At 63.0% G+C, this 23,732-nt stretch carries 25 protein-coding genes, 1 tRNA gene and 1 pseudogene; 10 read left to right on the top strand and 17 right to left on the bottom strand.

Going from position 1 to position 23,732, the window contains the following annotated elements; translation table 11 throughout:
* Positions 1-124 precede the first annotated feature (124 nt).
* From EOA16_RS24935 to EOA16_RS24905, 7 genes are all read left to right on the top strand, one after another.
* Positions 125-1,333 (top strand): ABC transporter substrate-binding protein, encoded by a 1,209-nt coding sequence (locus EOA16_RS24935; protein WP_127260567.1) that lies wholly within the window; start codon positions 125-127, stop codon positions 1,331-1,333.
* Between the two features lie 11 nt (positions 1,334-1,344).
* The gene (locus EOA16_RS24930) at positions 1,345-2,124 is read left to right on the top strand and encodes an ABC transporter ATP-binding protein (protein WP_127260566.1); all 780 of its coding nucleotides are present in this window, start codon (positions 1,345-1,347) and stop codon (positions 2,122-2,124) included.
* Complete coding sequence (locus tag EOA16_RS24925) at positions 2,117-2,827, top strand: ABC transporter ATP-binding protein (RefSeq protein WP_127260565.1); 711 nt, start codon at positions 2,117-2,119, stop codon at positions 2,825-2,827. Before EOA16_RS24930 ends, EOA16_RS24925 begins: the two co-directional genes overlap by 8 nt.
* Before the next feature lie 7 nt (positions 2,828-2,834).
* Positions 2,835-3,722, top strand: a complete 888-nt coding sequence (locus tag EOA16_RS24920) for a branched-chain amino acid ABC transporter permease (protein ID WP_127260564.1) — start codon at positions 2,835-2,837, stop codon at positions 3,720-3,722.
* A 22-nt stretch (positions 3,723-3,744) separates the two neighbouring features.
* Positions 3,745-4,716 carry a branched-chain amino acid ABC transporter permease gene (locus EOA16_RS24915; RefSeq protein ID WP_127260616.1) on the top strand — a complete coding sequence of 324 codons (972 nt, stop codon included), beginning with the start codon at positions 3,745-3,747 and terminating at the stop codon, positions 4,714-4,716.
* Positions 4,717-4,814: 98 nt separating this feature from the next.
* Positions 4,815-5,462: a class I SAM-dependent methyltransferase gene (locus tag EOA16_RS24910; protein WP_127260563.1), complete on the top strand. Its 648-nt coding sequence runs from the start codon at positions 4,815-4,817 to the stop codon at positions 5,460-5,462.
* 93 nt (positions 5,463-5,555) lie between these two features.
* Positions 5,556-6,614 carry an aminopeptidase gene (locus EOA16_RS24905; RefSeq protein ID WP_127260615.1) on the top strand — a complete coding sequence of 353 codons (1,059 nt, stop codon included), beginning with the start codon at positions 5,556-5,558 and terminating at the stop codon, positions 6,612-6,614.
* 1 nt (position 6,615) lies between these two features.
* Here EOA16_RS24905 and EOA16_RS24900 read toward each other — a convergent pair whose 3' ends face one another.
* The 14 genes and pseudogenes from EOA16_RS24900 to EOA16_RS24835 all read right to left on the bottom strand — a co-directional run bounded on the left by EOA16_RS24900 (position 6,616) and on the right by EOA16_RS24835 (position 19,252).
* Positions 6,616-7,602, bottom strand: a complete 987-nt coding sequence (locus tag EOA16_RS24900; protein WP_127260562.1) for a methyltransferase — start codon at positions 7,600-7,602, stop codon at positions 6,616-6,618.
* A gap of 125 nt (positions 7,603-7,727) precedes the next feature.
* Complete coding sequence (locus EOA16_RS24895) at positions 7,728-7,958, bottom strand: hypothetical protein (protein WP_127260561.1); 231 nt, start codon at positions 7,956-7,958, stop codon at positions 7,728-7,730.
* Between the two features lie 55 nt (positions 7,959-8,013).
* A complete protein-coding gene (locus EOA16_RS24890; RefSeq protein ID WP_127260560.1) occupies positions 8,014-9,090 on the bottom strand; it encodes an ImmA/IrrE family metallo-endopeptidase in 1,077 nt (358 codons plus the stop codon).
* Positions 9,090-9,749: a hypothetical protein gene (locus tag EOA16_RS24885; RefSeq protein ID WP_127260559.1), complete on the bottom strand. Its 660-nt coding sequence runs from the start codon at positions 9,747-9,749 to the stop codon at positions 9,090-9,092. The genes EOA16_RS24890 and EOA16_RS24885 overlap by 1 nt, the downstream gene beginning before the upstream one ends.
* 201 nt (positions 9,750-9,950) lie before the next feature.
* Positions 9,951-10,109 (bottom strand): annotated as a pseudogene (locus tag EOA16_RS24880) (ketopantoate reductase C-terminal domain-containing protein); the annotation flags it as partial.
* Between the two features lie 86 nt (positions 10,110-10,195).
* Positions 10,196-10,429, bottom strand: coding sequence for a hypothetical protein (locus tag EOA16_RS24875; RefSeq protein WP_126067124.1), 234 nt, complete (start codon positions 10,427-10,429; stop codon positions 10,196-10,198).
* Between the two features lie 104 nt (positions 10,430-10,533).
* Complete coding sequence (locus EOA16_RS24870; protein WP_127260558.1) at positions 10,534-10,917, bottom strand: VOC family protein; 384 nt, start codon at positions 10,915-10,917, stop codon at positions 10,534-10,536.
* Between the two features lie 94 nt (positions 10,918-11,011).
* Positions 11,012-11,992: a 2-dehydropantoate 2-reductase gene (locus tag EOA16_RS24865; protein WP_127260557.1), complete on the bottom strand. Its 981-nt coding sequence runs from the start codon at positions 11,990-11,992 to the stop codon at positions 11,012-11,014.
* A 68-nt stretch (positions 11,993-12,060) separates the two neighbouring features.
* Positions 12,061-13,587, bottom strand: coding sequence for an acyl--CoA ligase (locus tag EOA16_RS24860; protein WP_127260556.1), 1,527 nt, complete (start codon positions 13,585-13,587; stop codon positions 12,061-12,063).
* Between the two features lie 90 nt (positions 13,588-13,677).
* The gene (ggt, locus tag EOA16_RS24855) at positions 13,678-15,264 is read right to left on the bottom strand and encodes a gamma-glutamyltransferase (protein WP_127260555.1); all 1,587 of its coding nucleotides are present in this window, start codon (positions 15,262-15,264) and stop codon (positions 13,678-13,680) included.
* 64 nt (positions 15,265-15,328) lie between these two features.
* Positions 15,329-16,129, bottom strand: a complete 801-nt coding sequence (locus tag EOA16_RS24850; RefSeq protein WP_127260554.1) for an ABC transporter permease — start codon at positions 16,127-16,129, stop codon at positions 15,329-15,331.
* Positions 16,126-17,052 (bottom strand): ABC transporter permease, encoded by a 927-nt coding sequence (locus EOA16_RS24845; protein WP_127260553.1) that lies wholly within the window; start codon positions 17,050-17,052, stop codon positions 16,126-16,128. The genes EOA16_RS24850 and EOA16_RS24845 overlap by 4 nt, the downstream gene beginning before the upstream one ends.
* On the bottom strand, positions 17,052-18,134 hold the full coding sequence (locus EOA16_RS24840) for an ABC transporter ATP-binding protein (RefSeq protein ID WP_127260552.1): 1,083 nt from the start codon (positions 18,132-18,134) through the stop codon (positions 17,052-17,054). The genes EOA16_RS24845 and EOA16_RS24840 overlap by 1 nt, the downstream gene beginning before the upstream one ends.
* 77 nt (positions 18,135-18,211) lie before the next feature.
* Positions 18,212-19,252: an ABC transporter substrate-binding protein gene (locus EOA16_RS24835; protein ID WP_127260551.1), complete on the bottom strand. Its 1,041-nt coding sequence runs from the start codon at positions 19,250-19,252 to the stop codon at positions 18,212-18,214.
* Between the two features lie 240 nt (positions 19,253-19,492).
* On the opposite strand from EOA16_RS24835, the gene EOA16_RS24830 reads away from it, so the two are divergent.
* Entirely contained in the window at positions 19,493-20,194 is a 702-nt protein-coding gene (locus tag EOA16_RS24830) for a GntR family transcriptional regulator (RefSeq protein WP_127260550.1), read from the top strand.
* A gap of 63 nt (positions 20,195-20,257) precedes the next feature.
* Here the strand turns inward: EOA16_RS24830 and EOA16_RS24825 are convergent, their stop codons facing one another.
* The 3 genes from EOA16_RS24825 to EOA16_RS24815 form a co-directional block, all read right to left on the bottom strand.
* Positions 20,258-21,022 (bottom strand): SDR family NAD(P)-dependent oxidoreductase, encoded by a 765-nt coding sequence (locus EOA16_RS24825; protein WP_245456016.1) that lies wholly within the window; start codon positions 21,020-21,022, stop codon positions 20,258-20,260.
* Between the two features lie 83 nt (positions 21,023-21,105).
* A tRNA-Arg gene (locus EOA16_RS24820) sits at positions 21,106-21,182 on the bottom strand.
* Positions 21,183-21,437: 255 nt separating this feature from the next.
* Positions 21,438-22,940: a HAMP domain-containing sensor histidine kinase gene (locus tag EOA16_RS24815; RefSeq protein WP_127260549.1), complete on the bottom strand. Its 1,503-nt coding sequence runs from the start codon at positions 22,938-22,940 to the stop codon at positions 21,438-21,440.
* 278 nt (positions 22,941-23,218) lie between these two features.
* On the opposite strand from EOA16_RS24815, the gene rpmH reads away from it, so the two are divergent.
* Together rpmH and rnpA are read left to right on the top strand one after the other, a co-directional pair.
* On the top strand, positions 23,219-23,353 hold the full coding sequence (rpmH, locus tag EOA16_RS24805; protein ID WP_008833937.1) for a 50S ribosomal protein L34: 135 nt from the start codon (positions 23,219-23,221) through the stop codon (positions 23,351-23,353).
* Positions 23,354-23,369: 16 nt separating this feature from the next.
* On the top strand, positions 23,370-23,723 hold the full coding sequence (gene rnpA, locus EOA16_RS24800; protein ID WP_027040126.1) for a ribonuclease P protein component: 354 nt from the start codon (positions 23,370-23,372) through the stop codon (positions 23,721-23,723).
* The last annotated feature ends 9 nt before the right edge of the window (positions 23,724-23,732 follow it).

Here is a 23,732-nt window from a genome sequence, read left to right as displayed (position 1 = left end):
GCTTCGATCACGAAATCCGGGACGGCCTCTTGCCCTATGTCCCCTTCTTCCTCATGTTCAATACCATTGCAGATGATCGATCGTAGGGGGCGGCCGGATTCATCGTAATGGGAGGAAGTCAACCATGAAGGTAAGCCATTTCGTTTCTGCCGCGCTTCTCGTCGCATCCTCATTCCCCGCCTCGGCCGCCGAAATTTCCGACGGCAAGGTCAAGATCGGCATCCTCAACGACCAGTCGGGCGTCTATGCCGATTTCGGCGGCAAGTGGTCGGTCGAGGCGGCCAAGATGGCGGTCGAGGATTTCGGCGGCAAGGTGCAGGGAGCACCGATAGAAATCATCAGCGCCGACCACCAGAACAAGCCGGATATCGCCTCCAACATCGCCCGGCAGTGGTATGACACCGAGCAGGTCGATGCCATCATGGAACTGACGACCTCTTCGGTGGCGCTCGCCGTCCAGGGGATTTCCAAGGAAAAGAAGAAGATCGACATCGTCACTGGCGCGGCGACCACGGAGCTGACCGGCAAACAATGCTCGCCCTATGGCTTCCACTGGGCCTATGACACACATTCGCAAGCGGTGGGCACCGGCGGCTCTCTCGTGCAGCAGGGCGGCGACAGCTGGTTCTTCGTCACCGTCGACTATGCATTCGGCTATTCGCTGAAAGAGCAGACGACCAAGTTCGTCGAGGGCCATGGCGGCAAGGTGCTGGGCGAGGTGCGTTATCCCCTCGGGTCGACCGATTATTCGTCCTTCCTGCTGCAGGCGCAATCGTCGGGCGCCAAGGTCATCGGCCTGGCCAATGCCGGCCTCGATACCTCCAACTCGATCAAGCAGGCGGCCGAATTCGGCATCGTGCAGGGCGGTCAGCGTCTTGCCGCACTCCTGTTCACGCTGGCCGAGGTGCATGGGCTTGGCCTTCAGGCGGCGCAGGGCGTCGTGCTGACCGAAGGCTATTACTGGGATCGCGATGACAAGAGCCGCGAATTCGGGCAGCGCTTTTTCAAGCACACCAACCGCATGCCGAACATGATCCAGGCCGCGACCTATTCGGCGGTGACGCAGTATTTGAAGGCGATCGACAAGGCCGGCACGGACGAGACCGAAGCCGTCGCCAAGCAACTGCATTCGATGCCTGTGGACGATGCGGTGATAACCAACGGCAAGGTGCAGGCGGACGGCAACATGGTCCACGACATGTATCTCTATCAGGTCAAGGCGCCAGCCGAGAGCACCAAGGATTGGGACTACTACAAATATCTCGCCACCATTCCGGGCAAAGAGGCCTTCCTCAGCGAAAAGGAAAGCGGCTGTCCGACGGCCGGCCAGTGATCGGCGCGGCCATGGCGCCGCCTGACCTGAACGCGAACGAGCCGCCTGTGGTGCTTTCCGCCCGCGGGTTGCGGCGTGACTTTGCCGGCTTCATCGCCGTGAAAAACGTCGATCTGGATGTCCGCCATGGCAACGTCCATGCCCTGATCGGACCCAACGGCGCCGGCAAGACGACGGTCTTCAACCTGCTCACCAAGTTCCTGGCGCCGACCAGCGGCAGGATCGAACTGCTTGGCCACGACATCACCCGCGCGTCGCCGGCCAGGGTCGCGCGGATGGGCCTGGTGCGCTCGTTCCAGATATCGGCGATTTTTCCGCACCTCAGCGTGCTCGACAATGTCCGCGTCGCGCTGCAGCGGCCGGGCGGGCTCAGCGTTCAGTTCTGGCGCTCGCTGGCGGCGCTCGACCGGCTGACGCCGCGCGCCGAGGAATTGCTGCGCTCGGTCGGTCTGGATGACGCCAGGAACAGGCTTGCCGGCGATCTTTCCTATGGCAGGAAACGCGTGCTCGAGATCGCCACGACCTTGGCGCTCGATCCGAAAGTGCTGCTGCTGGACGAGCCGATGGCCGGCATGGGGCATGAGGACGTGGCCACCGTTTCCGACCTCATCCGTTCGGTGGCCAGGGATCGCGCCGTGCTGATGGTCGAGCACAATCTGACCGTGGTGGCCGACCTTTGCGACTGGATAACGGTCATGCAGCGCGGCGAGGTGCTGGCCGCCGGCGATTACGCCACGGTCAGCTGCGACGAGCGCGTCAAGATCGCCTATATGGGTACCGCCGATGACTAGCGCCGCACCCCTCCTTACGGTCGGCGGCCTCAACGCTTGGTATGGCGAGGGCCATGCGCTGCACGGCGTCGACCTGGAAGTGTTTTCCGGCGAGACGGTCACGCTGCTTGGCCGCAACGGCGTCGGCAAGACGACGACGCTGCGCGCCATCATGGGGCTGATCCGCAAGCGGACCGGCCGGATCGCTTTCGACGGCAAGGATCTGATGCGGCTGCCGCTGCACCGCACCGCCCATCAAGGCATCGGCTTCGTGCCCGAGGAACGCGGCATCTTCGCGACGCTGACCGTCGACGAGAACCTGCTGCTGCCGCCGGTCGTCGCCGAGGGCGGCATGAGCGTCGAGGAGATATTCGATCTCTTCCCCAATCTGAAGGAGCGCCGCAACAGCCCCGGCACGAGGCTATCGGGCGGCGAACAGCAGATGCTGGCGATCGCACGCATGCTGCGAACCGGCGTCAAAATGCTGCTTCTCGATGAGCCGACGGAGGGTCTCGCTCCCGTCATCGTACAGCGCATCGGCGCGTTGCTGGCGACGTTGAAAAAGCGCGGCATGACGATCCTGCTGGTCGAGCAGAACTTCCGCTTCGCCAGTCGTGTCGCCGATCGTTTCTATCTGATGGAGCATGGCAAGGTCGTGGCAGGGTTTCCGGTAGGCGAACTGCCGGACCGCATGACGCAGCTCCACGAAGTCCTGGGTGTATGATGGCGCCATGACGATGATCTTCGGCATCCCCGTGCAGGCATTCCTCGGCCAGTTGCTGGTCGGCCTGATCAACGGCTCTTTCTACGCCATGTTGAGCCTCGGGCTGGCCGTCATATTCGGCTTGCTGCGCGTCATCAATTTCGCCCATGGCGCCCAGTATATGCTCGGCGCCTTCGTCGGCTATCTGCTTCTCACCCATCTCGGCATCGGTTACTGGCCCGCCTTGATCCTTGCGCCGCTGATCGTCGGTGTCTTCGGCATCGTGATCGAGCGCCTGGCGCTGTCGAGGCTGTACGAGCTCGATCCGCTCTACGGCCTGCTCTTCACCTTCGGCCTCGCGCTCGTGCTCGAAGGCATCTTCCGCTACTATTACGGCGTCTCGGGAAACCCCTACGCCGTGCCGCCGCTGCTTGCCGGGGGCACCAATCTCGGCTTCATGCTCCTGCCCAACTACCGCGGCTGGGTGGTGGTCGCCTCGCTGATCGTCTGCTTCGGCACCTGGGCGCTGATCGAGAAGACCAGGCTTGGGTCCTATTTGCGCGCGGCAACGGAGAATCCCCGTCTCGTCCAGGCTTTCGGCGTCAACGTGCCGTTGCTGCTGACCCTGACCTATGGTCTGGGCTCCGCGCTTGCCGGTCTTGCCGGAATTCTGGCAGCACCGATCTACCAGGTGAGCCCGCTTATGGGATCGGATCTCATCATCGTCGTCTTCGCGGTCGTCGTGGTCGGCGGCATGGGATCGATCCTCGGCGCGATCGTCACCGGCTATATGCTTGGCCTTGCCGAAGGGCTGACCAAGGTCTTCTACCCCGAGGCCTCCAACCTCGTGGTCTTCGTCATCATGGCCATCGTGCTTCTGGTCCGGCCCGCCGGCCTGTTCGGAAGGGACGCCTGACATGTCGGAAGGGACATCCGACATGTCGGAACTGACGCATCGCGAGGCATCGGCCAAAACCTCGGCACGGCTTGAATGGACGCTGGTCGGGCTCGGCATCCTGGCGCTGCTGGTGGCGCCTTTCCTGGTCTATCCGATCTTCCTGATGAAGATGCTGTGCTTCGCGCTGTTTGCCTGCGCATTCAATCTCCTGCTCGGCTATACCGGGCTCCTGTCGTTCGGCCACGCCACCTTCTTCGGCGGCGCCGCCTATTTCACCGCGCATGCCGTCAAGGTCTGGGGCTGGCCGCCGGAAGCCGGCATCCTGCTCGGCATGGCGGGTGCGGCCCTGCTCGGCCTTGTCATGGGCTTTTTCGCCATTCGCCGGCAGGGCATCTACTTCGCCATGATCACGCTGGCGCTGTCGCAGATGTTCTTCTTCTTCTGCGTTCAGGCGCCCTTCACGCAAGGCGAGGACGGCATCCAGGGCGTGCCGCGCGGCATGCTGCTTGGGGTCCTCGACCTGAACGTCTCGCTGAACATGTATTACTTCGTGTTGGCGGTGTTCCTGATCGGCGTCTTCGCCATCTGGCGCATCGTCAATTCGCCGTTCGGCATGATCCTGCGCTCGATCCGCGAAAACGAGAACCGCGCCATTTCGCTGGGCTATTCCGTCGCCAACTACAAGCTGGGCGCCTTCGTCATGTCGGCGGCGCTGGCCGGGCTGGCCGGCTCGCTCAAGGCGATCGTCTTCCAGTTCGCCACGCTCACCGACGTCACCTGGCAGATGTCGGGCGAGGTGATCCTGATGACGCTTCTCGGCGGCATCGGTACGATGGTCGGGCCGATCATCGGCGCCAGCCTGGTCATCGGCCTGGAAAACACGCTTGCCACCTCCGGCTTTCCGGTGACCATCGCCACCGGCCTGATCTTCATGGTGTGCGTGCTCGTCTTCCGGCGCGGCATAGTCGGCGAATTTTACGCGCGGTTTTTCAAGCGGGCGGGCAAGGACTGATCAGTTCAAGCTGGCGCCTGAATACCTGAACCGCTCGATTGCCCGGTTGCGTTTAGCTGTGCCATGTAAGGAGCTCGGAATCCGGAGGCCGCACGCCAATGTTGGACAACTACGCGGTGGACGGGTTTGGCGTGATCCACCAGGTCGACTCCAAACCGATCAAATACGACAAGCAGTACATTTCCTATTACGAGGACCTGAGTGACCGGACCATCAAGCTCGGATATCAGCGACTTGGCTGGGTGCTGGGACTCACCGGCGCGATTCCGCGGTCCGTGCTGGAGATCGGATATGGCACCGGCACATTCATCGAAGCCGCGAAAATAACCGGGGTCGCCGACTGCGCCGGCTGCGACATAACCAGGTTTCCGCTGCCCAAGGGCGTGCGCTTCGTCGATTGGGACGAGGCGCTCTCCAGCTCGTGGGATCTCGTCGCCATGTTCGACGTGCTTGAGCACATCCCGGATCTGGGTTTCCTCGCCCGGCTTAAGGCCCGCTACCTTGCCGTCGCCGTCCCTTACTGCCGCTGGCGCGAGCTCGGCGCCGACGGCGACGCGTGGTTCCGGACGTGGCGTATGCGTCTTCCCGACGAGCACCTCCACCACTTCGACCGCGACTCGCTGGTGGCACTCCTCGCACACAGCGGCTTCGAATGCGTGACGCTGAACTGTTTCGAGGATGGGATCAGACTGCGGCCCGGTGAAGCGGGTCCGAATATTCTGTCCGGATTCTTTAGAAAGCTATAGACCTCGATCAAATCGATGCGACTGCTTGGGACCTGGGGGCAATCGCGACAACAGTCCGATCGGTACGGGGAGCACTGCTGTGGGCAAATCGTGATGCGCGCATTCTTTCGATTGGTTGCGGTTATGACCGTGCTGTCCGGCGTGACCGGCTGCACCAGTGTTTCCTACTACGCGCAGTCCGTGAAGGGTCATCTGCAGATCATGACGGCGCGCCAGGATGTCGGAAAGCTGATCGAGGATCCTTCGACGCCGAAGGCATTGCGCGCTCGAATGGCATCGGCGAGCGCTATACGACAGTTCGCAACGGATGAACTGGCGCTGCCCGACAACAACAGCTACCGCAGCTATGTCGACATTGGTCGGGATTCGGTGACATGGGCCGTCTTCGCCGCGCCGGCATTTTCGCTGACGCCGCGAACATGGTGTTTTCCTGTTTTCGGCTGCGTTCCCTACCGGGGATATTTCTCCAGGAAGTCCGCGACTGAAACCGCTGTCGAACTTCAAGGACAGGGCATGGACGTCTATGTGACGGGCATCACTGCATATTCCACGCTTGGCTGGTCAAGTGACCCGCTGCTAAGCACGATGTTCGGCCAGGATGAAACCTATCTTGCAGCGCTGGTGTTCCATGAACTCGCCCATCAGCGCGTCTACGTACACGACGATTCCGCATTCAACGAGGCGTTCGCTGTCGCCGTCGAAACAACCGGCGTTAGAAAATGGCTGCGCGCGACTGGCGATACCGCCGCATTGCGCCGCTACGAAGCCGCCCGGAGACGCAAGGCTGAATTTCTTGCGCTGGTGTCGCGGACCCGGGACGAGTTGGCGAAAGTCTATTCCAACGCCGGCACCTCGGAGCAAAAGCTGGCCGCAAAGACGGCCGCGATTGAACGGCTGCGGATGCGCTACCGACACATGCGCGACAGGCGCTGGGGCCGATACAGGGGATACGATGCCTGGTTCGCGTCCCCAATCAACAATGCAAAGCTCGCCGCGACTTCCGTCTATAGCGATCGGGTGACCGCGTTTCTCCGCCTGTTCGACTTGTGTTCGGGCGATTATGTCAGGTTCTATGCGTCGGTCCGGCGGATTGGCGCACTGGACGAAGCTCACCGTGCCGAGGCACTTGCGGCGGCAGATCGCTGTTATTGAGTCAGCCCGTGAGGCGCGCGCGAAACAACGTGCAGCCGTCCGTCAGGCGCGACCTGGAGATATCCCGGAATCCAGCCTCGGTCATCCATGCGCGATACTGACCTTCAGTGTACGATTCGCCATGGCGATAGAGGTTCAAGAAGGTGAGATTGAGAAAGACACCCTCAGGCGGGCCGAGGCGGTCGTCATCGACGACACCCCACCCCGCAATTGCGATCTCGCCGCCTTGTGTGAGGCAACGTGCCGCGTTCAGGATCGAACTGCGCGCCTGGTCCCGCGGAAGCACCTGGACGACGGCCTTCAGGATCGCCAGATCGTGCCGACCGATCGATGGCGCGACGGTTATGTCCCCCTCTTCGACAACCACGTCGTCGGCACCGTATTCAGACAGGATAGCTGGCGCGACCGCTGCGACCGTTGGGAGTTCCATCAGCGTCGCCGCAATGTGCGGCCACCGCTCGCGAAGCCCGACCAGTATGGTCCCGGCGCCTCCGCCGATGTCGATCACCGAACCGACCGCCGAGAGGTCCATCTCCCGGGCCAGATTTCGGCCGAAAATCACCCCGCCCGGCGCGAGCATGCGGCTGAAAGCCGCCACGGACTCAGGTCCCGCATCGGAAAAGTCGTGCAGCGCAGCCGGCCGGTTCTGCCGCAGTGACTCTGCAGTCAGCAGGTCGGCTCCCCAAAGCTCGCGCAGCAGCGCATGATCACCGCCGCGATAGGTCGGCTTGGACGCGTCGAGGAACTCCGACGCTTCGGCTCCGTTGCGAAATTGACCATCGTCGACTTCGAGGAGACCGATGCTGGCGAGCGCGTAGAGGAGCCGCGACAGACGATCGGGTTCGACTTTGAGCGTGGCCTCGAGGCTGTCGGCAGTCACAGCACTTTCACCGAGCCGGGTGAAGATGCCAAGGTCCAATCCGGCGCGAAGCGCCAAGGCGGGGGGCACCGCTGCGATCAGCTTGTCGATCCGGTCGAAATCCACCATGTCACATCCCCTCCGCGATCCAGGGCCGACTTTTGAAACAGCTCCCATACGATTAAAACCTGAGTGCGGCGCATGTCCCGACCGAGAACTGCCAACGGCGCGGTTGAGATCGCTCGCGCGCCGTTCTACTCCGAGAACCTCACGCTCACGCCGCGCTGCCGAAAATAAGCCTGCATCAACTTGCGGCCCGAGCGGTTGTTCTGCGCCAGTTTGGTCGGATCGAACACCGCCTGTTTCATCCCCTCTCGTGTCAGCGCCGCCCTAAGCGCCGCGATATGTGCGTCGATGTCGGCATTGTCCGCCCGGAGCGAGGCATAGATGCTCTCGGTCGCCTCGGCCACGGTCAGTTCGCTCATTGGTGTCGTGCTTTGGTTGGTTTGGGCGGCGGCAAGGTGGTCGTTGATGACTCAGTCAGCCTACCAACTTGAGGTTAGTGTGCGGAGGCGGAGTGGTCGGGGTTTTTGCGGCAAGCCCAAAGAGCAGATACTCAATTTCGTCCCAAGGCAAATTGAGTTCCTTCGCGATGTCGCGCTTGGTAATGCCCTTGGTCCACAACGTGGAGAGCACCTTCGCTAGCACAGTGGAGACTTCACGCTCTACGCCAAGAGGTTCGCCCGATCGATAGCCTTGGTTTCCCAGTTCGATAATGATCGACCTATAGTTCCATTCAGTCAGCATCCCTACTTGATGCAGCCGGTTTGCCAACGCCATTGCGGAGACCTTCCAGCGAACCTTCGCCCTGATGACCTGGGACGAGCTGTAGACATAGGTGATAACACTTTTGACATCCGCTTCCGGCATAAGGAAAGCGGATGCAAACCGGTTGGCTTCCCGTTCGGCGTCATCTTCCGGCGCGGACTCCGCCTGAGCGTGAAAGTGCAGAACAAGGTGGCCCAGTTCGTGAGCGGCATCGAAATTGGAGCGCTCGGCCGTCTTCTTTTGGTTCAAGAAAACATAAGGGTGGTCGTCATGCCAGAACGAATACGCATCAACATTTTTCGTGTTCTCCGAGAGAGACAGTATCCGAATGCCCTTCGATTCAAACAGCTTTAGGATATTGCCGACAGGTCGATCCCCAATTCCCCAGTGCTGGCGTAAGAGACGGGCTGCAACTTCAGGCCTCCCATGTTCCTTGCTCAAGTCTATTAGATCAGGTCCGGGCAGCTTAAATCGCTTGTCGAGCCACTGGTAGAAAGCTATCCCGTGAGAACCGGCGGCCAGCGAAGCATCTCGCTCGGCCGCCTTCATTTTCTTCAGGCTCCGAAACGATACTGCGCGGGTTTCAAGGACCTCGGGCTTGTCCATGAAAAAATAGTCCCGAGGGTACCCCAAGGCGGCCACAAGCTTGTTTATCGTAGTCTCGTCGGGTTGATGGCCATTTTCCGCTTTGGACACTGTGACATCTGTGAGACCTGCAGCAGCTGCCAACTCCTTCCCAGATAGCTTTTTTCGATGGCGGGCTACCTTTAATCGCTCAGCGGAGAACATCACGCGTTGTCTTTGAAGATTACAGGAACATCGAAATCCTCAACCGGACCCATCTCAGGGTCCATGATCTCGCCCCAGTCGTCACTTGGGTTGTCCACAAATATGCGCTCAACGAACTGGTCGTATTTCTTATTTGCGATAATGGGCCGTGACAGCTCCACGCTTCCATCCTCACCAACCATAACAAAGTAGGTAACGACCTGATCTCCCAGCGGGTCTTGGAGCTCATCGCTAGGCAAGCGATCAGCATCGGATTCCAATTCCACTCCGAAATGCTCGAAAAGCGGCAGCCTGCATAGACGCGCTGTCCCGTTGCCTCGCTCTGAGCGTGGCATTGGGGGGAAAACTACGTCACAGGCCCGGTCCACGTTCTGATAGCCGATGCGCAACCCCAGCCGATGGTTAATCACAGCCTCAACACCAAGTGTCCGGTCAATGACCCATTCGCCATCAAGAAGTTGGCCACGGAGTGCGCCTACGCCATGAATATATCCCAGCGTGCCAGGTGCGTTCAGAGGCATCAAGGGGCTTGCGTTGTCCGCTGCTGCTCGCGCCGAGTCTCTGACCGCAAGAAATTGTTCAGCAGCAAGCCCCCAATCTGCGAGCCTACGCTCGGCATCCTGTGGACTATCAATGATGGCAGTTCGGAAGGAGGGCATAGGGACCTCTGCTGAGAGCGAATCGCCTCCTCATTAGGCGGGAAAAATCTTAAACGCACAAGCCCTCCGATCCGCGAAAGGCAAGGACTCCAAAATCCGGCTGAACTCCCCTCAGATTGCTATGAATTTTCCCTGCTCGGACAGCCATGCAGCTGGATCCTAGAGGGATCAAGTAAAGGCCGCGATCAACCCTGCCACCCTTCACTCATAACACCCGCGCTCCACCGCCAGCCGCCGCACCACCGCCAGCACGGCATCGATGGTGGGGGTTGGCTTCTCCGTTAGCCGGCCAAATTCCTGCACCGCGCTCACCAGCGCATCGATTTCCATCGGCCGGCCGCGCTCTAGGTCCTGCAGCATCAACATGCGACGCAGTCCCGACGTCCAGATGGCGACGGACCAGCCGAAAAAACTCCCAACGGCGCGGTTGAGATCGTCCGCGCGGTTTACTGGTCCGAGAACCTCACGCTCACGCCGCGCTGCCGAAAATAAGCCTGCATCAACTTGCGGCCCGAGCGGTTGTTCTGCGCCAGTTTGGTCGGATCGAACACCGCCTGTTTTATCCCCTCTCGTGTCAGGGCCGCCTTAAGCGTCGCGATATGTGCGTCGATGTCGGCATTGTCCGCCCGGAGCGAGGCATAGATGCTCTCGGTCGCCTCGGCCACGGTCAGTTCGCTCATTGGTGTCGTCCTTTGGTTGGTTGGGCGGCGCTTAGCACAGATTCGCGGTCCGCCGATACCGAGACCGTCAGTACACAGCGCCCGTCGTGAAAGCGAACCGTTCCTTATGGGGCTTCGTAGAGTTCCAGCGGCAATCCATCCGGGTCTCTGAAAAAGGTAAACCGTTGGTCTGTGTATGGGTCGACCCGGATTGGCTCAACGGCAACGCCTGAGGCTTCCAGGCGCATAATTACGGGATCAAGATTAGCCACCGCAAAAGCCAGATGTCTCAGGCCTGTCGCCTCTGGATGGGACGGCCGCATCGCCGGTGCAGGGAAGGAGAACAACTCCAGTTGGACCGACCCGATCCGCAGATCCGCCTTCCATGACTGCCGCTCCTCCCGATAGACCTCCCGGATCAGATCGAGGCCGAGGAGTTCGACGTAGAACCGTCGCGACCGGTCGTAGTCGGTGCAGATCAGCGCGACGTGGTGAATGGCGTTCAGCATGCTGCTAACTCCAGTCAAGCTGGGATATGAGGTCAAGGTGCCTCAAGGCCTGGATCGTCGCGCGCTTATGCCACGGCTCTGATTTCGTTCCACCTCACCCATAACACCCGCGCTCCACCGCCAGCCGCCGCACCAGCGCCAGCACGGCATCGATGGTCGGGGTCGGCTTGTCCGTCAGGCGGCCGAGTTCCTGCACCGCGCTCACCAGCGCGTCGATCTCCATCGGCCGGCCGCGCTCGAGATCCTGCAGCATCGAGGTCTTGTGTTCGCCGACATCGCCGGCGCCCTTGATGCGCCTGTCGACCGCTATGGGAAAACGCACGCCTAGGCTTTCGCCGATCGCCTGCGCCTCCAGCATCATGGTGCGGGCGAGCGCGCGAGTGCCCTCGTCGGCGACGATCGCGGCCAGCGTGCTGCCGGTCAGCGCCGAGATTGGGTTGAAGGAGAGATTGCCCCACAGTTTTACCCAGATCTCGCTGCGGATGTCATCGCGCACCGGCGCCTGCAAGCCGGCCTTGACCATCTCCTCGGCCAGAAGCGTGACCCGTTCGCTGCGCTCGCCGGAGGGTTCGCCGAGCGAGAAGCGCTTGCCCTCGACATGGCGGATGAGGCCCGGCGCATCGACCTCGACGGCGGGATAGACGACCGAGCCGATGACGCGCTCCGGTCCGATCCGCTGCCAGATCGCGCCGCCGGGATCGACCGCGCTCAGCCTTGTGCCTTCGAGCGGCCCACTGAGGCCGTGGAAATACCACCAAGGCACGCCGTTCTGCATGGTGACGACGGCAGTCTGGTCCCCGAGCAGCGGCGCGATCTGGTCCAGGGCCGGGGTGAGGGAATGGGCCTTCAGCGCCAGCACCACATAATCCTGGATGCCAAGTTCCTCGGCTTTCGCGGCGGCCCGGACAGGGACGGACGTCTCCTGGCCATCCTCGATCAGGCGCAGGCCATCTGCCTTGATCGCTTCCAGATGGGCGCCGCGCGCGACGATCGAAAGATCAGTCCGCCCAGTGATCGCCAGCTTGGCCGCGAGATAGCCGCCGATCGCGCCGGCGCCGAAGATGGTGATCTTCATCGGTAGTCAGCCTTTGATTTTATGCATGTCGTTATCTCGGAACCGAGGACACTTCCAAGCGACATGCACTAGAGCCCGAGTTTGGTGGCAAGGCCGATGCGTTGCAGCTTGCCGGTCGCGCCCTTGGGGATCTCGTCCAGGATCAGGATCTTGCGCGGCACCTTGAAGTCGGCAAGCCGCGTCGCGGCATAGGTGCGGATGTCGCCCTCGGTGGCGCTGATGCCTTCACGCAGCACAACCGCCGCCGCCACCTCCTCGCCCAGCTTGTCATGCGGCATGGCGAAAGTGACGACCTGCGCCACCGCCGGATGATCCATCAGCACATCGTCGACCTCGAGCGGCGAGATCTTTTCGCCACCGCGATTGATGATCTCCTTGAGCCGTCCGGTGACCCTGAGATAGCCGTCCTCGTCCAGCACGCCCTGATCGCCGGTGTGGAACCAACCATGCGCGAAGGCGGTGGCATTGGCATCCGGGTTCTTCTCGTAACCCGCCGTGACGTTGGGTCCGCGGATGACGATCTCGCCGGTCTCGCCGGGCTCGAGCAGCCGCCCGTCGGGCGCCATGACAGCCACCTCCGGGCCGGCGGAGGCACCGACGCTGCCGGGCTTGCGCTGGCCCGGCGGCAGCCGGTTCGACGCCATCTGGTGGGCGGCCTCGGTCATCCCGTAGGATTCGATCACCGGGCAGCCGAAGGTCGCTTCCAGTTCGGCCATCACTTGCGCCGGCAGCGACGCCGAGGATGAACGGATGAAGCGCAGACGCGCTGCCGCCAGCGCCTCGGTGTTGCGCGCCGCCCTGGGCAGGATCGCCTGATGCATGGTCGGCACTGCCGTGTACCAGCTTGGTTGCGCCTCGCTCAGCCACTGGAAGAAGCGCAGCGCGTTGAAACCCGGCGTGCAATAGATGCTGCCGCCGGCAGCCAGTGACGACAGCACGGCCGCGATCAGGCCGTGAATGTGGAACAGCGGCATAATGTTGAGACAACGGTCATCGGCCGTTAGCTGAAGCGTCGCGCCGATATGGGCTGATGAGGCCGCGATGTTGGCATGACTGAGCGGCACCAGCTTTGGACGCGATGTCGTGCCGGAGGTGTGCAGCAACAGTGCGATGTCGCTGTCTTGCGCCATGTCGGGCGCTGCCTGCGGTCCGATCGCCGCACCCTCGATCGTGAAGCTGCCGGCCGGTGTGTCCGGCTGCACGACCAACCGCAGCACGCCGATGCCGAGCCGCTCGGCCACCGTCACCGCCGGTCCGCTCTCGCCCTCCGCGACAAGGATCGCCTTGGCACCGATGTCGGTCAGGTAGAAATCGAGCTCGTCGGCCCGGTAGGCGGGGTTGAGCAGCGCCGTCGAGGCGGCGGCCGCCACGGCGACGAAGGCGGTGGCCATCTCTGGCCCGTTCGGCAGCACGATCGCCACCCTGTCGCCCCGGCCGATGCCGCGCGCATGCAGCGCGGCCGCCGTGGTGGCGATCAGCGCGCGCAAGCCGCCATGGCTGAGCGTCGCCCTGTCGGGTGCCGAAATCGCCGGCGCATCATCGGCGCCGGCGGCGAGACGGCGGGAAAGGTCTGCGTGGGTTTCGGTTTGGGTCATGGTCACCGGCTGGATTTCGAACGACTATTGGCGGGAGCCCTGCTGACGGGCTTGCCTCGATATGGATACGCCATTGGACAATGGATCGCCTCAATATCCAAGCGCCAAACCATCCTTGCGCGGATCGGAGGCGCCGGTCAGCGTCCCTTTCTCCCAGTCGATCAGCACCACCTGCCCGCCGCCCAGCGGGTGATGCGGCTCGGCTATGCGGTGGCCGCGCCGGCGCAGGCCCTCGATCGCATCAGTGGGAACGCCACGCTCGGCCTCCACCGTGTCGTCATTGTAAAACACCCTCGGCGCATCCAGCGCCTGCTGCGGGTCCATGCCGAAGTCGATCATGTTGGTCAGCAGATGAACATGCCCGAACGGCTGGTAGCCGCCGCCCATGACGCCGAACGGCATCACGACGCGGCCATTCTTCGTCGCCATGCCGGGCATGATCGTGTGCATCGGCCGCTTGCCGGGCGCAATTGCGTTCGGGTGCGCAGGCTCAAGGCGAAAGCTCGAGCCGCGGTTCTGCAGCACGATACCGGTCTTCGGGCCGACGACGCCGCTGCCGAACGAATAGTACGTCGAGTTGATGAAGGAGACGGCGTTGCGGTCGCGGTCGACGATGGAGATGTAGACCGTGTCGCTGCCGGGCAGCTCCACGCGCGGCAGATGCGTCATGGCGCGGTCGCGGTCGATCTCGGCGCGCAGCCGGTCGGCATAGGCGCCGGACAGGAGCTGCTTGACCGGCACCAGGATCTGGTCCTGGTCGCCGACGTAACGGTCGCGGTCACGATAGGCCAGCCGTCCCGCCTCGATCTCCAGATGCAGGCGCTCGGCGCCATTGGGATCGAGCCCGCCAAGCTCGAAGCCCGACAGCAAATTGAGCATCAAAAGCGCCGTCAGCCCCTGATTGTTCGGTGGCATCTGATGGATCTCATGGCCGCCATAGGAGGTGCTGACCGGCGTAACGTAATCGCCTCTGGTCGCGGCGAAATCCTCGGCCGAATGAAGTCCGCCCAATTCGTTGAGCCGGCTCACCATATCGTTGGCGACCGCACCTTCGTAGAAACCGGCCCGGCCGTGTTTGGCGATGATGCGCAAGGTCGCCGCCAGTTCCGGCTGCCTGTGGACGTCACCCGCCTTTGGCGCCTTGCCGCCGGGCAGGAAGATGCGCGCGGCATGCTCGTCGGCCGACAGGTCGGTCTCCGGCTCGGCCCAGTCGAAGGCGACGCGGTCATGCACGACATAGCCGTTTTCGGCATAGTGGATGGCCGGCGCCAGCGCCTCGGCAAAGCCCTTGCGGCCATGGTCCTCCAGCAGGCGGCTCCAGGCGTCGACGGCGCCCGGCACGGTGACAGCATGCGGGCCCTGCAACGGGATGCGATCGAAGCCTTTTTCGCGGTACCAGTCGACCGTCGCCCCGGCAGGCGCGCGGCCGGAGCCGTTGAAGGCCAGCACATTGCCCTGGCCTCCGGGAGAATAGAGCACGAAGCAGTCGCCGCCGATGCCGGTCGATTGCGGCTCGACCACGCCCTGCACGGCGGCGGCGCAGACCGCGGCATCCATGGCGTTGCCGCCGGAGCGCAGCATCTCGATGGCCGCAAGCGTTGCGAGCGGATGCGAGGTTGCGGCAACCGCCTCGGTGGCACGAACCGGCGAGCGGCCGGGAAACTGGAAATCACGCATTCTGTCTGGATATCCCCTGGTCACTTCTGCAAATTGGTCACTTCTGCGAATTGGTCTGGTGAAATCAATGCCGCCGGCCGAAGATCTGCGCAACCGACAACAGCACGACCGAGAGCACGATCAGGCAGGTCGAGATGGCGGCGATCGTCGGGTCGATCTGGTCGCGCAGCGCGTTGAACATGCGGCGGGTCAATGTTGTCGTCTCGCCGCCCGAGATGAACAGCGAAACCACCACTTCGTCGAAGGAGGTGATGAAGGCGAACAGCGCGCCCGAGACGATCGAGAAGCGGATCTGCGGCATCGTCACCTGCCAGAAGGCAGCGACGCGGCCGGCGCCGAGGCTGCGTGCCACCCGCTCCTGGTTCATGTCGTAGGAGCGCAGGCCCGACAGCACGGTCAGCGCCACCAGCGGCAGCGCCTGCACCGTATGCGCGATGACCAGCCCGGTCAGCGTGTTGTTGAGCCCGATCCGCGCATAGAGGAAGAAGGTGCCGATGCCGATCAGGATCACCGGCACGATCAGCGACGCCGTCAGCAGTGCGTTGATGGTGCCGTTGAAGCGCAGCGTGCCCCGGTTGATGGCATAGGCTGCAGCGGTGCCGAGCGGCGTCGCCACCAGCACGGTCATGACAGCCACCTTGACCGAGACGATCGTCGCGTCGCGCCACTCCAGCGATCCGAAATAGGCCTGGTACCAGCGCAGCGACCATTGCTGCGGCGGGAATTGCAGCAGCGTCGAATCCGAAAACGACATGATGACGATGATGATCGACGGCGCGATCAGGAACAACAGCACGAGGCCGCCGAGGCAGTAGAGCCACAGACGTTGCCGGTGCGAGATCGGCAGGCCGAAATCCTCGCTCATCGTGAACTCCACACACCCGTGGCGCGCGCGCCGAGCAGCCACTGGAACAGGCCGAGAAGTGCCAGCGTGACCACCAGCAGCACCACGCCAAGTGCGGCACCCGCACCCCAGTTGGAATAGAGGCTGGTGGTCTGTTCCATGCGCATCGCCCACATGATCACCTTGCCGCCGCCCATCAGAGCCGGCGTGACGAAGAAGCCCAGGCACAGCACGAAGACGATGACCACGCCCGAGGCGAGGCCGGGAAGCGACAGCGGAAAGAAGATCTGCCGGAAGGTGGCGGCCGGACCGGCGCCGAGGTTCATGCCGGCGCGCAGGCAGTCGGTGTCGATGGTCTTCATCGAGGCGTAGAGCGGCAGCACCAGGAACGGCAGCAAGATATGCGTCATGCCGATGACGACGCCGGAAAAATTGTTGGCGAGCGACAGCGGCTGGCTGATGACGCCGAGGTCGATCAGCCAGCTGTTGATCAGGCCCTTGCGCTGCAGGATTACCAGCCAGGCATAGGTGCGCACCAGAACCGATGTCCAGAAGGGCAGGATGACGAAGATCAGGCAGATCGACGCCGCCCGGCGCGGCAGTTGCGACAGCATATAGGCCAGGGGATAGCCGAGCAGGACGCAGGCGCCGGTGACGATGAAGGCGACCTTGAAGGTGGTGATGAAGGTCTTGATGTAGGAGGCCTGCTCGAAGAAGCGCGCATAGTTGGCGGCGCTCAGCGCGCCGGCTTCGTCGAACAGCGACAGCCAGAACAGCCAGCCGATCGGCACGATGATGATGGCGAAGACCAGCAACAGGCTCGGCGACAGCAGCGCCAGCAGCCGCAACGACTCGCGCCGAGCGTCCATGTGCAGCGCCTGCGTGTTCAGATCCGGGCCCGGGCGGCCGGCTTTCTGCTGCATGAGGGCGGTCTGCGCGCTCATCAGTCTGCCGCCACCAGGATCGTGTCCTGCGCATCGAGACCGAACGAGACTGGCTGGCCGGGCGCCGGCATTTTGGCCAGCACATCGCTGCGGCAATAGTCGCGCAAAGTCAGCTGCCGGCCGTCGCGCAACGCCGCATAGCAGACGAAGCTGTCGCCCTGATAAATGATGTCGCTGACTTTCGCCTCGAGCACATTGACGCCGCTTGCCGGTTCGGCATTTGCCAGGAGCTGCAGCTTTTCCGGCCGCACCACCATCAGGTGCCGGCCTGCCGCCGGCGTCGGCGCCGCCGTATGGATTCTCCGGTCCTCGTACCAGACGGAGCCGTTGCGGCACTCGACCGGAATGAAATTCGATTCGCCGATGAAGCCGGCTACAAACCGCGTTTGCGGCCTGGCGTAGAGGGTTTCGGGCTTGTCGAGCTGTTCGATGCGGCCGGCGTTCATCACCGCGATGCGGTCCGACATGGTGATGGCTTCGCGCTGGTCGTGCGTGACATAGACGGTGGTCATGCCGAGCCGGCGATGCAGGGCGCGCAGCTCGATCTGCATATGCTCGCGCAGGCCCTTGTCGAGCGCCGACAAGGGTTCGTCCATCAGCACGATGCGCGGCTCGAAGACGATGGCGCGCGCCAGCGCCACGCGCTGGCGCTGGCCGCCGGAGAGCTGGTCGACCCGGCGTTCGCCCAGGCCCTGCAGCTTCACCAGATCGAGCGCCTTCTCGACACGTTCGGCCGTTTCGGCGGCGGCGACGCCGCGCTGCTTCAGTGGAAAGGCGATGTTGTGAAAGACGTTCATATGCGGAAACAGCGCGTAGTTCTGGAACACCATGCCGATGTTGCGCTTGTGCGGCGGCGTGGTGATGATCTCGTCGCCGCCGACCCTGATCGAGCCGGCATTGGCCCGCACGAAACCGGCCAGGATCATCAGCAGCGTTGTCTTGCCGGAACCGGAAGGCCCCAGCAGCGTCAGGAATTCACCAGCCTCGACATCGAGGTTGAGGTCGCGCAAGACCGCAACGCTGCCAAATCGTTTCTCGATCCCGCGCATGCCGATCGGCAACGCGGATGGCGCAATGGACAAGATTCTTCTCTCCCAGGGCTGAGGCGGCGAAAGCAGGGCGAAGCGTCGCCCTGCCGTGGTTGAGTTGCGGCCGCAGCCTATTGCTGGATCAGATTGTTGAACTTTTCCGTCGCCTCGACCAGATTGTCGCGCCAGAATTCTGCATCCTGCAACACCTGCTTCTTGACGTTTTCGGGCGCCGAATTGATGTCCTTGAGCCTGTCCTGCGGGATCTTGCCGGTTTCGAAAGCCTTCTCGTTGACCGGGCCATTGTCGACATAGAGCGGCAGATTGGCCTGCAATTGCGGGCTGACGAACATCGCCAGCGCCTTCATCGCCGCTTCCTTGTTCTTGGCGCCCTTCGGGATGACCATGCAGTCGGCGGTCAGCACGCCCTGGTCGAAGGAGAAGCTGACCGGCGCGCCTTCCTTCTTCAAGGTGCCGGCACGGCCGTTCCAGATGCTCGCCATGTCGACCTCGCCGTCCTTGACCAGCTGCATGGCCTGGGCGCCGGAGGTCCACCAGGCGTCGATATGGCCACGGATCTTGTCGACGGACTTCAACGCGCCGTCAATATCGACCGGATAGACCTTGTCGATCGGAATGCCCTCGGCCAGTGCCGCGACGCTCAGCGTTTCCGTCGCCTGGCTGCCGCTCAGCGCACGCCGTCCCGGAAATTTTTCCACGTTCCAGAAGTCGGCCCAGGTCTTCGGGCCTTTGTCGCCGAAAACGTCGGTGCGGTAGATGAGCACGACCGACGTGTAGGAAATGCCGACCCAGTCGTCATGGACAAGCTTCGGGTTGATGCCGCTCTTGTCGATGATGCCGTAGTCGAGCTTCTCGAACAGCCCTTCCTTCGAGCCGCGCGCGCATTCGTCGGCGCCAAGTTCTGTGATGTCCCATTTCACCGCATTGCCGGTCACCTGCAGCCGCACGTCGTCGAGGCCGTTGGTGGTGTCTTCCTTGATGGTGATGCCGAGCGCATCGGCGGTCGGCTTGAAGAACGCCTTGGTCTGCGCCTCCTGATAGGTGCCGCCCCATGAGGCGACGGTGATGGTGTCGCCCGCCATGGCGGGGGCCGCGAGCGAAGCCATGAGGCCCGCCATCGCAACGATACTAGCGCTTCTGGTTCTGTTCATTTTTCGGCTCTCCAACCGGTGTTCCCATTGTTTTTGATTTGGCATGCTATTTTGTATACAATTTTGAGTGTAGCCTAGCGATCGATGTTGTCAACACCGCCGGCGCGCTCGAAATTTACGCGCTTCGTGCCGGACCAGCTTGGTGAATGACGGCGCCGCCGGGGGCGTGGCAAATTATGCCGACTGCGGCTACAGCTATGCGTGTTCCGGCTGAAAAGCCGGAGAAGTGGGAAGGGAAGCTTGGCCAAGGAAACCAAAAATACGTTGCGCGACTCGGTCTACTCCGCGCTCAAGGCGATGATCGTGACCGGCCAGATTCAGCCGGGCTCACGCGTCACCGAAAACGACATCGCCGCGAAGCTGACTGTCAGCCGGACCCCGGTGCGCGAGGCCTTCAATCGCCTCGAGCGCGACGGACTGGTCACCGGCCGGCCGCGCCAAGGCTATGTCGTCACCGAGTTTGACATCACCATGTTCCGTGAAGCCTTCGAGATACGCGAACTGCTCGACGGCCATGCGACGGAACTTGCGGCAGCGGCCGCGACGGAACAGGACAAGGCGCGGCTGCGCGCCATGCTGGCCGAATGCGAGCGGCTGGCTGCCATTCCGGAACGCACCAATCGGGAAAAATTCCAGGAACTGGAAGTCGGCATCGACCTGCACCGCGTCATCGCAGAAATCAGCGGCAATGTCATGCTGCACAACATGCTGTGCGGCATCCTCGACAAGTGCCAGCACTATGTCTGGACCGAGCTGCTCTGGCTGGACGAATGGAAGATCGCCCGCGACGAGCACGCCGAGATCGTCGACGCCATCTGCGCCGGCGACGCTGCCAGAGCCGGCACCCTGGCGCGCGCCCATGTGCGGGGCTCACGCGACAACGTGCTGCGCCTGCTGCAGGCGAAGTCGGACTATCGCAATTTTCTGGCAAAGGCGTCTTGAGGGGCGAGGAGCTTGGGCGAGGTGTGCCCGCCGCCGACCCGGACGACAAGCACCTTTGAGCCTTCAGCCCTTGCGCTCCTGAAGGCTGTTGCCGCCGTCGACCACCAGCAGGGCGCCATTGATATAGCTGGGACCTTCCGAGGCCAGGAACACCACCGCGGCGGCCACCTCATCCGGCCGCCCGGCCCGCGCCGGCGGCGTGTGCAGGGCCGCTATCCGCTCCATCTCGCTCGACGATCCCGTTTCGATCCAGCCGGGGGCCACGGCATTGGCCGTGATACCGTGTCTCGCCACTTCCAGCGCCAGCGTACGCGTCAGGCCGACCATGCCGGCCTTGGCGGCGGAATAGGCTGATGTGCCCTCGAAAGACACCAGTGGTCCGGTGACCGACGCCACATTGACGATGCGCCCGTAGCCCGCTTCGATCATCGCCGGCAAGAACGCCTTCGTGACGAGGAATGCCGTCTTCAGGCTGACGTCGATCCCCTGATCCCAGTCGGCCTCGGTCATGGCGAGAAACGCCTTGTCGGCCGAGGGCGATGCCAGCGAGCTCATGCCGGCATTGTTGACCAGGATATCGACCGCGCCGACCTCGGCCCGCAGCCGCGCGACATCGTCAGCGATGGTGAGATCGGCGACCACGGCTTTGGCATCGATGTCTTCGGCGCACAACTCGGCGGCGCGATCGAGCACACGCGCACTGGCACCGGTGAGGAAAACGGCATGACCGGCATGGCCCAGCTGCCGGGCAATGGCAAAGCCGATGCCGTCGGCCGCTCCCGCGCCGGTGATGAGGGCGCGCTTGATGCTGGTAGAGGACAGGGTCAAGTCAGGCTCCGCTGGTTTCCGCCTCGTCTGCGCCGTCGAGCAGCAGCGGTCTCAATCAACGAACCATAGTTCATGGATGGTTTTGGCGCGCCCGAAGAGATTCGAACTCCTGACCCCCAGATTCGTAGTCTGGTGCTCTATCCAGCTGAGCTACGGGCGCGCAACAGGCCATGCTTTCCATGACCCCGCGATCCGATCGTGAACGACCGGCCGCGACGAGACGTGTTCCCTAGCGACTGAATTTCGGAAAAGCAAGCCGATCCGGCAAAAGTTTTGTCACAAGGGCCTCGGCTCGCGATGACGGCCCGGATTCCGGCGCTTGGAAACGGTCCGAAGCCGAGGCCCGTTTCCTCCTCGGCAGGAAGAAGCACCTGCCCAGAGAGGCACGAGCGTCGGGCAGACAGTGCTTAAAGGATCAGGCCGGGCGGCGCAGGCCGTTGCGGGCCTGGTCGAGCCGGACCGGCTGGTCGGGGATGGTGACGGCGAATGTGGTGCGCCCGCCAATGCTCTCGACCAGCTCCACCGTGCCGCCATGCGCACGGATCAGTTCGTGCGCGATCGCCAGGCCAAGGCCGGTGCCGCCGCTGCGGGCCGAGCCACGAAACGCCGCGAACAGGTTTTCGCGCGCCTTGGGCGGCAGGCCGGGGCCGGTGTCGCTGACGGCAATGCGGCTGACGCTGCCCAGGCGCACGGCCGACACTGCCAGGCGGCGCACCAGGGCGCTTTCGCTGTCGGCCGCCATCGCCTGCACCGAGTTGCGGCACAGATTGGTGAGCACGCGGAACAGCTGATCGGAATCGGCGTCGACCTCGAAGGCCGGCTCGACGGAGTTGACGAACTCGATGCCTTGCTCGATGTCGAGCAGGCCGTGCACGTCCTCGACCAGCTGGCGCAGCCTCAAGCGTCGGCGCGCCGGCGGCGGCTCCTGGGTGCGGCCGTAATGAAGCACGCCTTCGGAATAGGACACGGCGCGGTCGAGCGCGCGCAGCAGTTTCGGCGCGAAGGCCTGCACCGTCGGATCCTTGACCTGGCGCAGGCGGTCCGACATCAGCTGCGCCGAGGCCAGGATGTTGCGCATGTCATGGTTGATCTTGGAGACCGCGAGGCCGAGGTCGGCAAGGTGCTTCTGCTCGGAGAGCATTTTTTGCAACCGCTCCTGCATCTGCGACAACTCGCGCTCGGCAACGCCGATCTCGTCGGCGCGGGCAGCCGGATGGATGATCCGTCCGGGATCGTCGGGCGCCTCGGAGAAGGACAGCATCGAGCGCGTCATCGTCCGGATCGGCCCGATCATGATCAGGTCGATGGCGGCATAGACCAGCATGGCGGTGAACAGCGAGATCAGTAGCGAGACGAAGGCGACATTGCGCGAATAGCGCAGCATCGCATTGCGCAGGCTGTTGTCCGGCATGATCAGTTCGAACTCCTTATCCGAGTCGCCGACCGGGCCGAAGACGCGCAGCATCCGGTCGCCGCCGAAAAACAGCGTGTCGAGCGCACCGGTCATGCCCTTGATCATGCCGATCGATGCGATATCGATGTGCTCGTCGACCTTCGGCGGCATTTCGGCCACCACCAGCAGCCGCGAGACGCCGCCGTCGCGCACCGCGATCGCCTTGGCGCCGATCGCCATCAGAACGTCGTTCTGGGCCGTGCGCGACAGCGAGGTGGATTCGCCTTGCACCAGCACGATCGACACCGCCGCCGCCGTGCTCAGCCGTTCCTTCAGCCAGTTCAGCCGGTAGCTCGCGATCCAGGGCAGGAAGATCAGCACTTCGGCCAACAGCACGAAGACGATGGTCAGCAGCAGCAGCTTGGTCGACAGGCCGCGCGACAGCGGAACCGTGCGCACGGTGGCTGGCGCCTCGGTGGACCCCGCCGTGCCGATCCCTTCCTGTGCCTGTATGGTTTCGCTCATGCGGCTAATGTCTTCACGATCACTTGATCAACGCAGATTAGGCGATTACGGCTTTTTTGCCAATTTCATCCTTGGTCGCAAACATAAACCGGCCTGAACGGAGCCGGATTGCGCCCGACGACTCCGGATTGACTTCCAAAAGCCTTCTTTCTATAAGCCCGCACACGCTCGGGCCATTCGTCCCGGCGCGGTTTCGATCGCGCCAAAGCCGGCCCGGCAAAGCTCCTGTTACACAGTGACAGAATCAAGAAGGGCCGCACCCCGCGGTATTAAAACAAATGAAGCGTACCTACCAACCGTCTAAACTCGTCCGCAAACGTCGGCACGGCTTCCGTGCCCGCATGGCCACCAAGGGTGGTCGCGGCGTCGTCGCAGCTCGCCGCAACCGCGGTCGCAAGCGGCTCAGCGCCTGAACGGAAGACGAGATCGTTGCCCGCAACCGGCAAGCCAGTGGGACCAAATCCCAAGCGGCTTCTGAAGCGCGCTGAATTCCTGGCCGTCCGTCGTGGTGAAAAGCGACGCGGGCGGCTTTTTCTCGTTGAGGTTCTCGACCGCGGCGACGGCCTGTCGCCGCGCGTCGGCTACACCGTCACCAAGAAGGTCGGCAATGCGGTTGTCCGCAACCGCGTCCGGCGGCGGCTGAGAGAAGCCGTCCGCACGCATGCTGCAAGTGACATGGCGCCTGGCAATGACTATGTCATCGTCGGGCGCGAAGACGTGCTTACCACTCCGTTCGGCCAGTTGAAGGCCGAACTCTCCCGCCGACTGCGCGGAACACGATAGGCCAAGGGC

Origin of the sequence: Mesorhizobium sp. M7A.F.Ca.US.008.03.1.1, assembly GCF_003997495.1 — a bacterium.
Lineage (GTDB): Bacteria > Pseudomonadota > Alphaproteobacteria > Rhizobiales > Rhizobiaceae > Mesorhizobium.
Note: the sequence above shows the minus strand (reverse complement) of the source record. Positions and strands in the feature narration are given on the sequence as shown.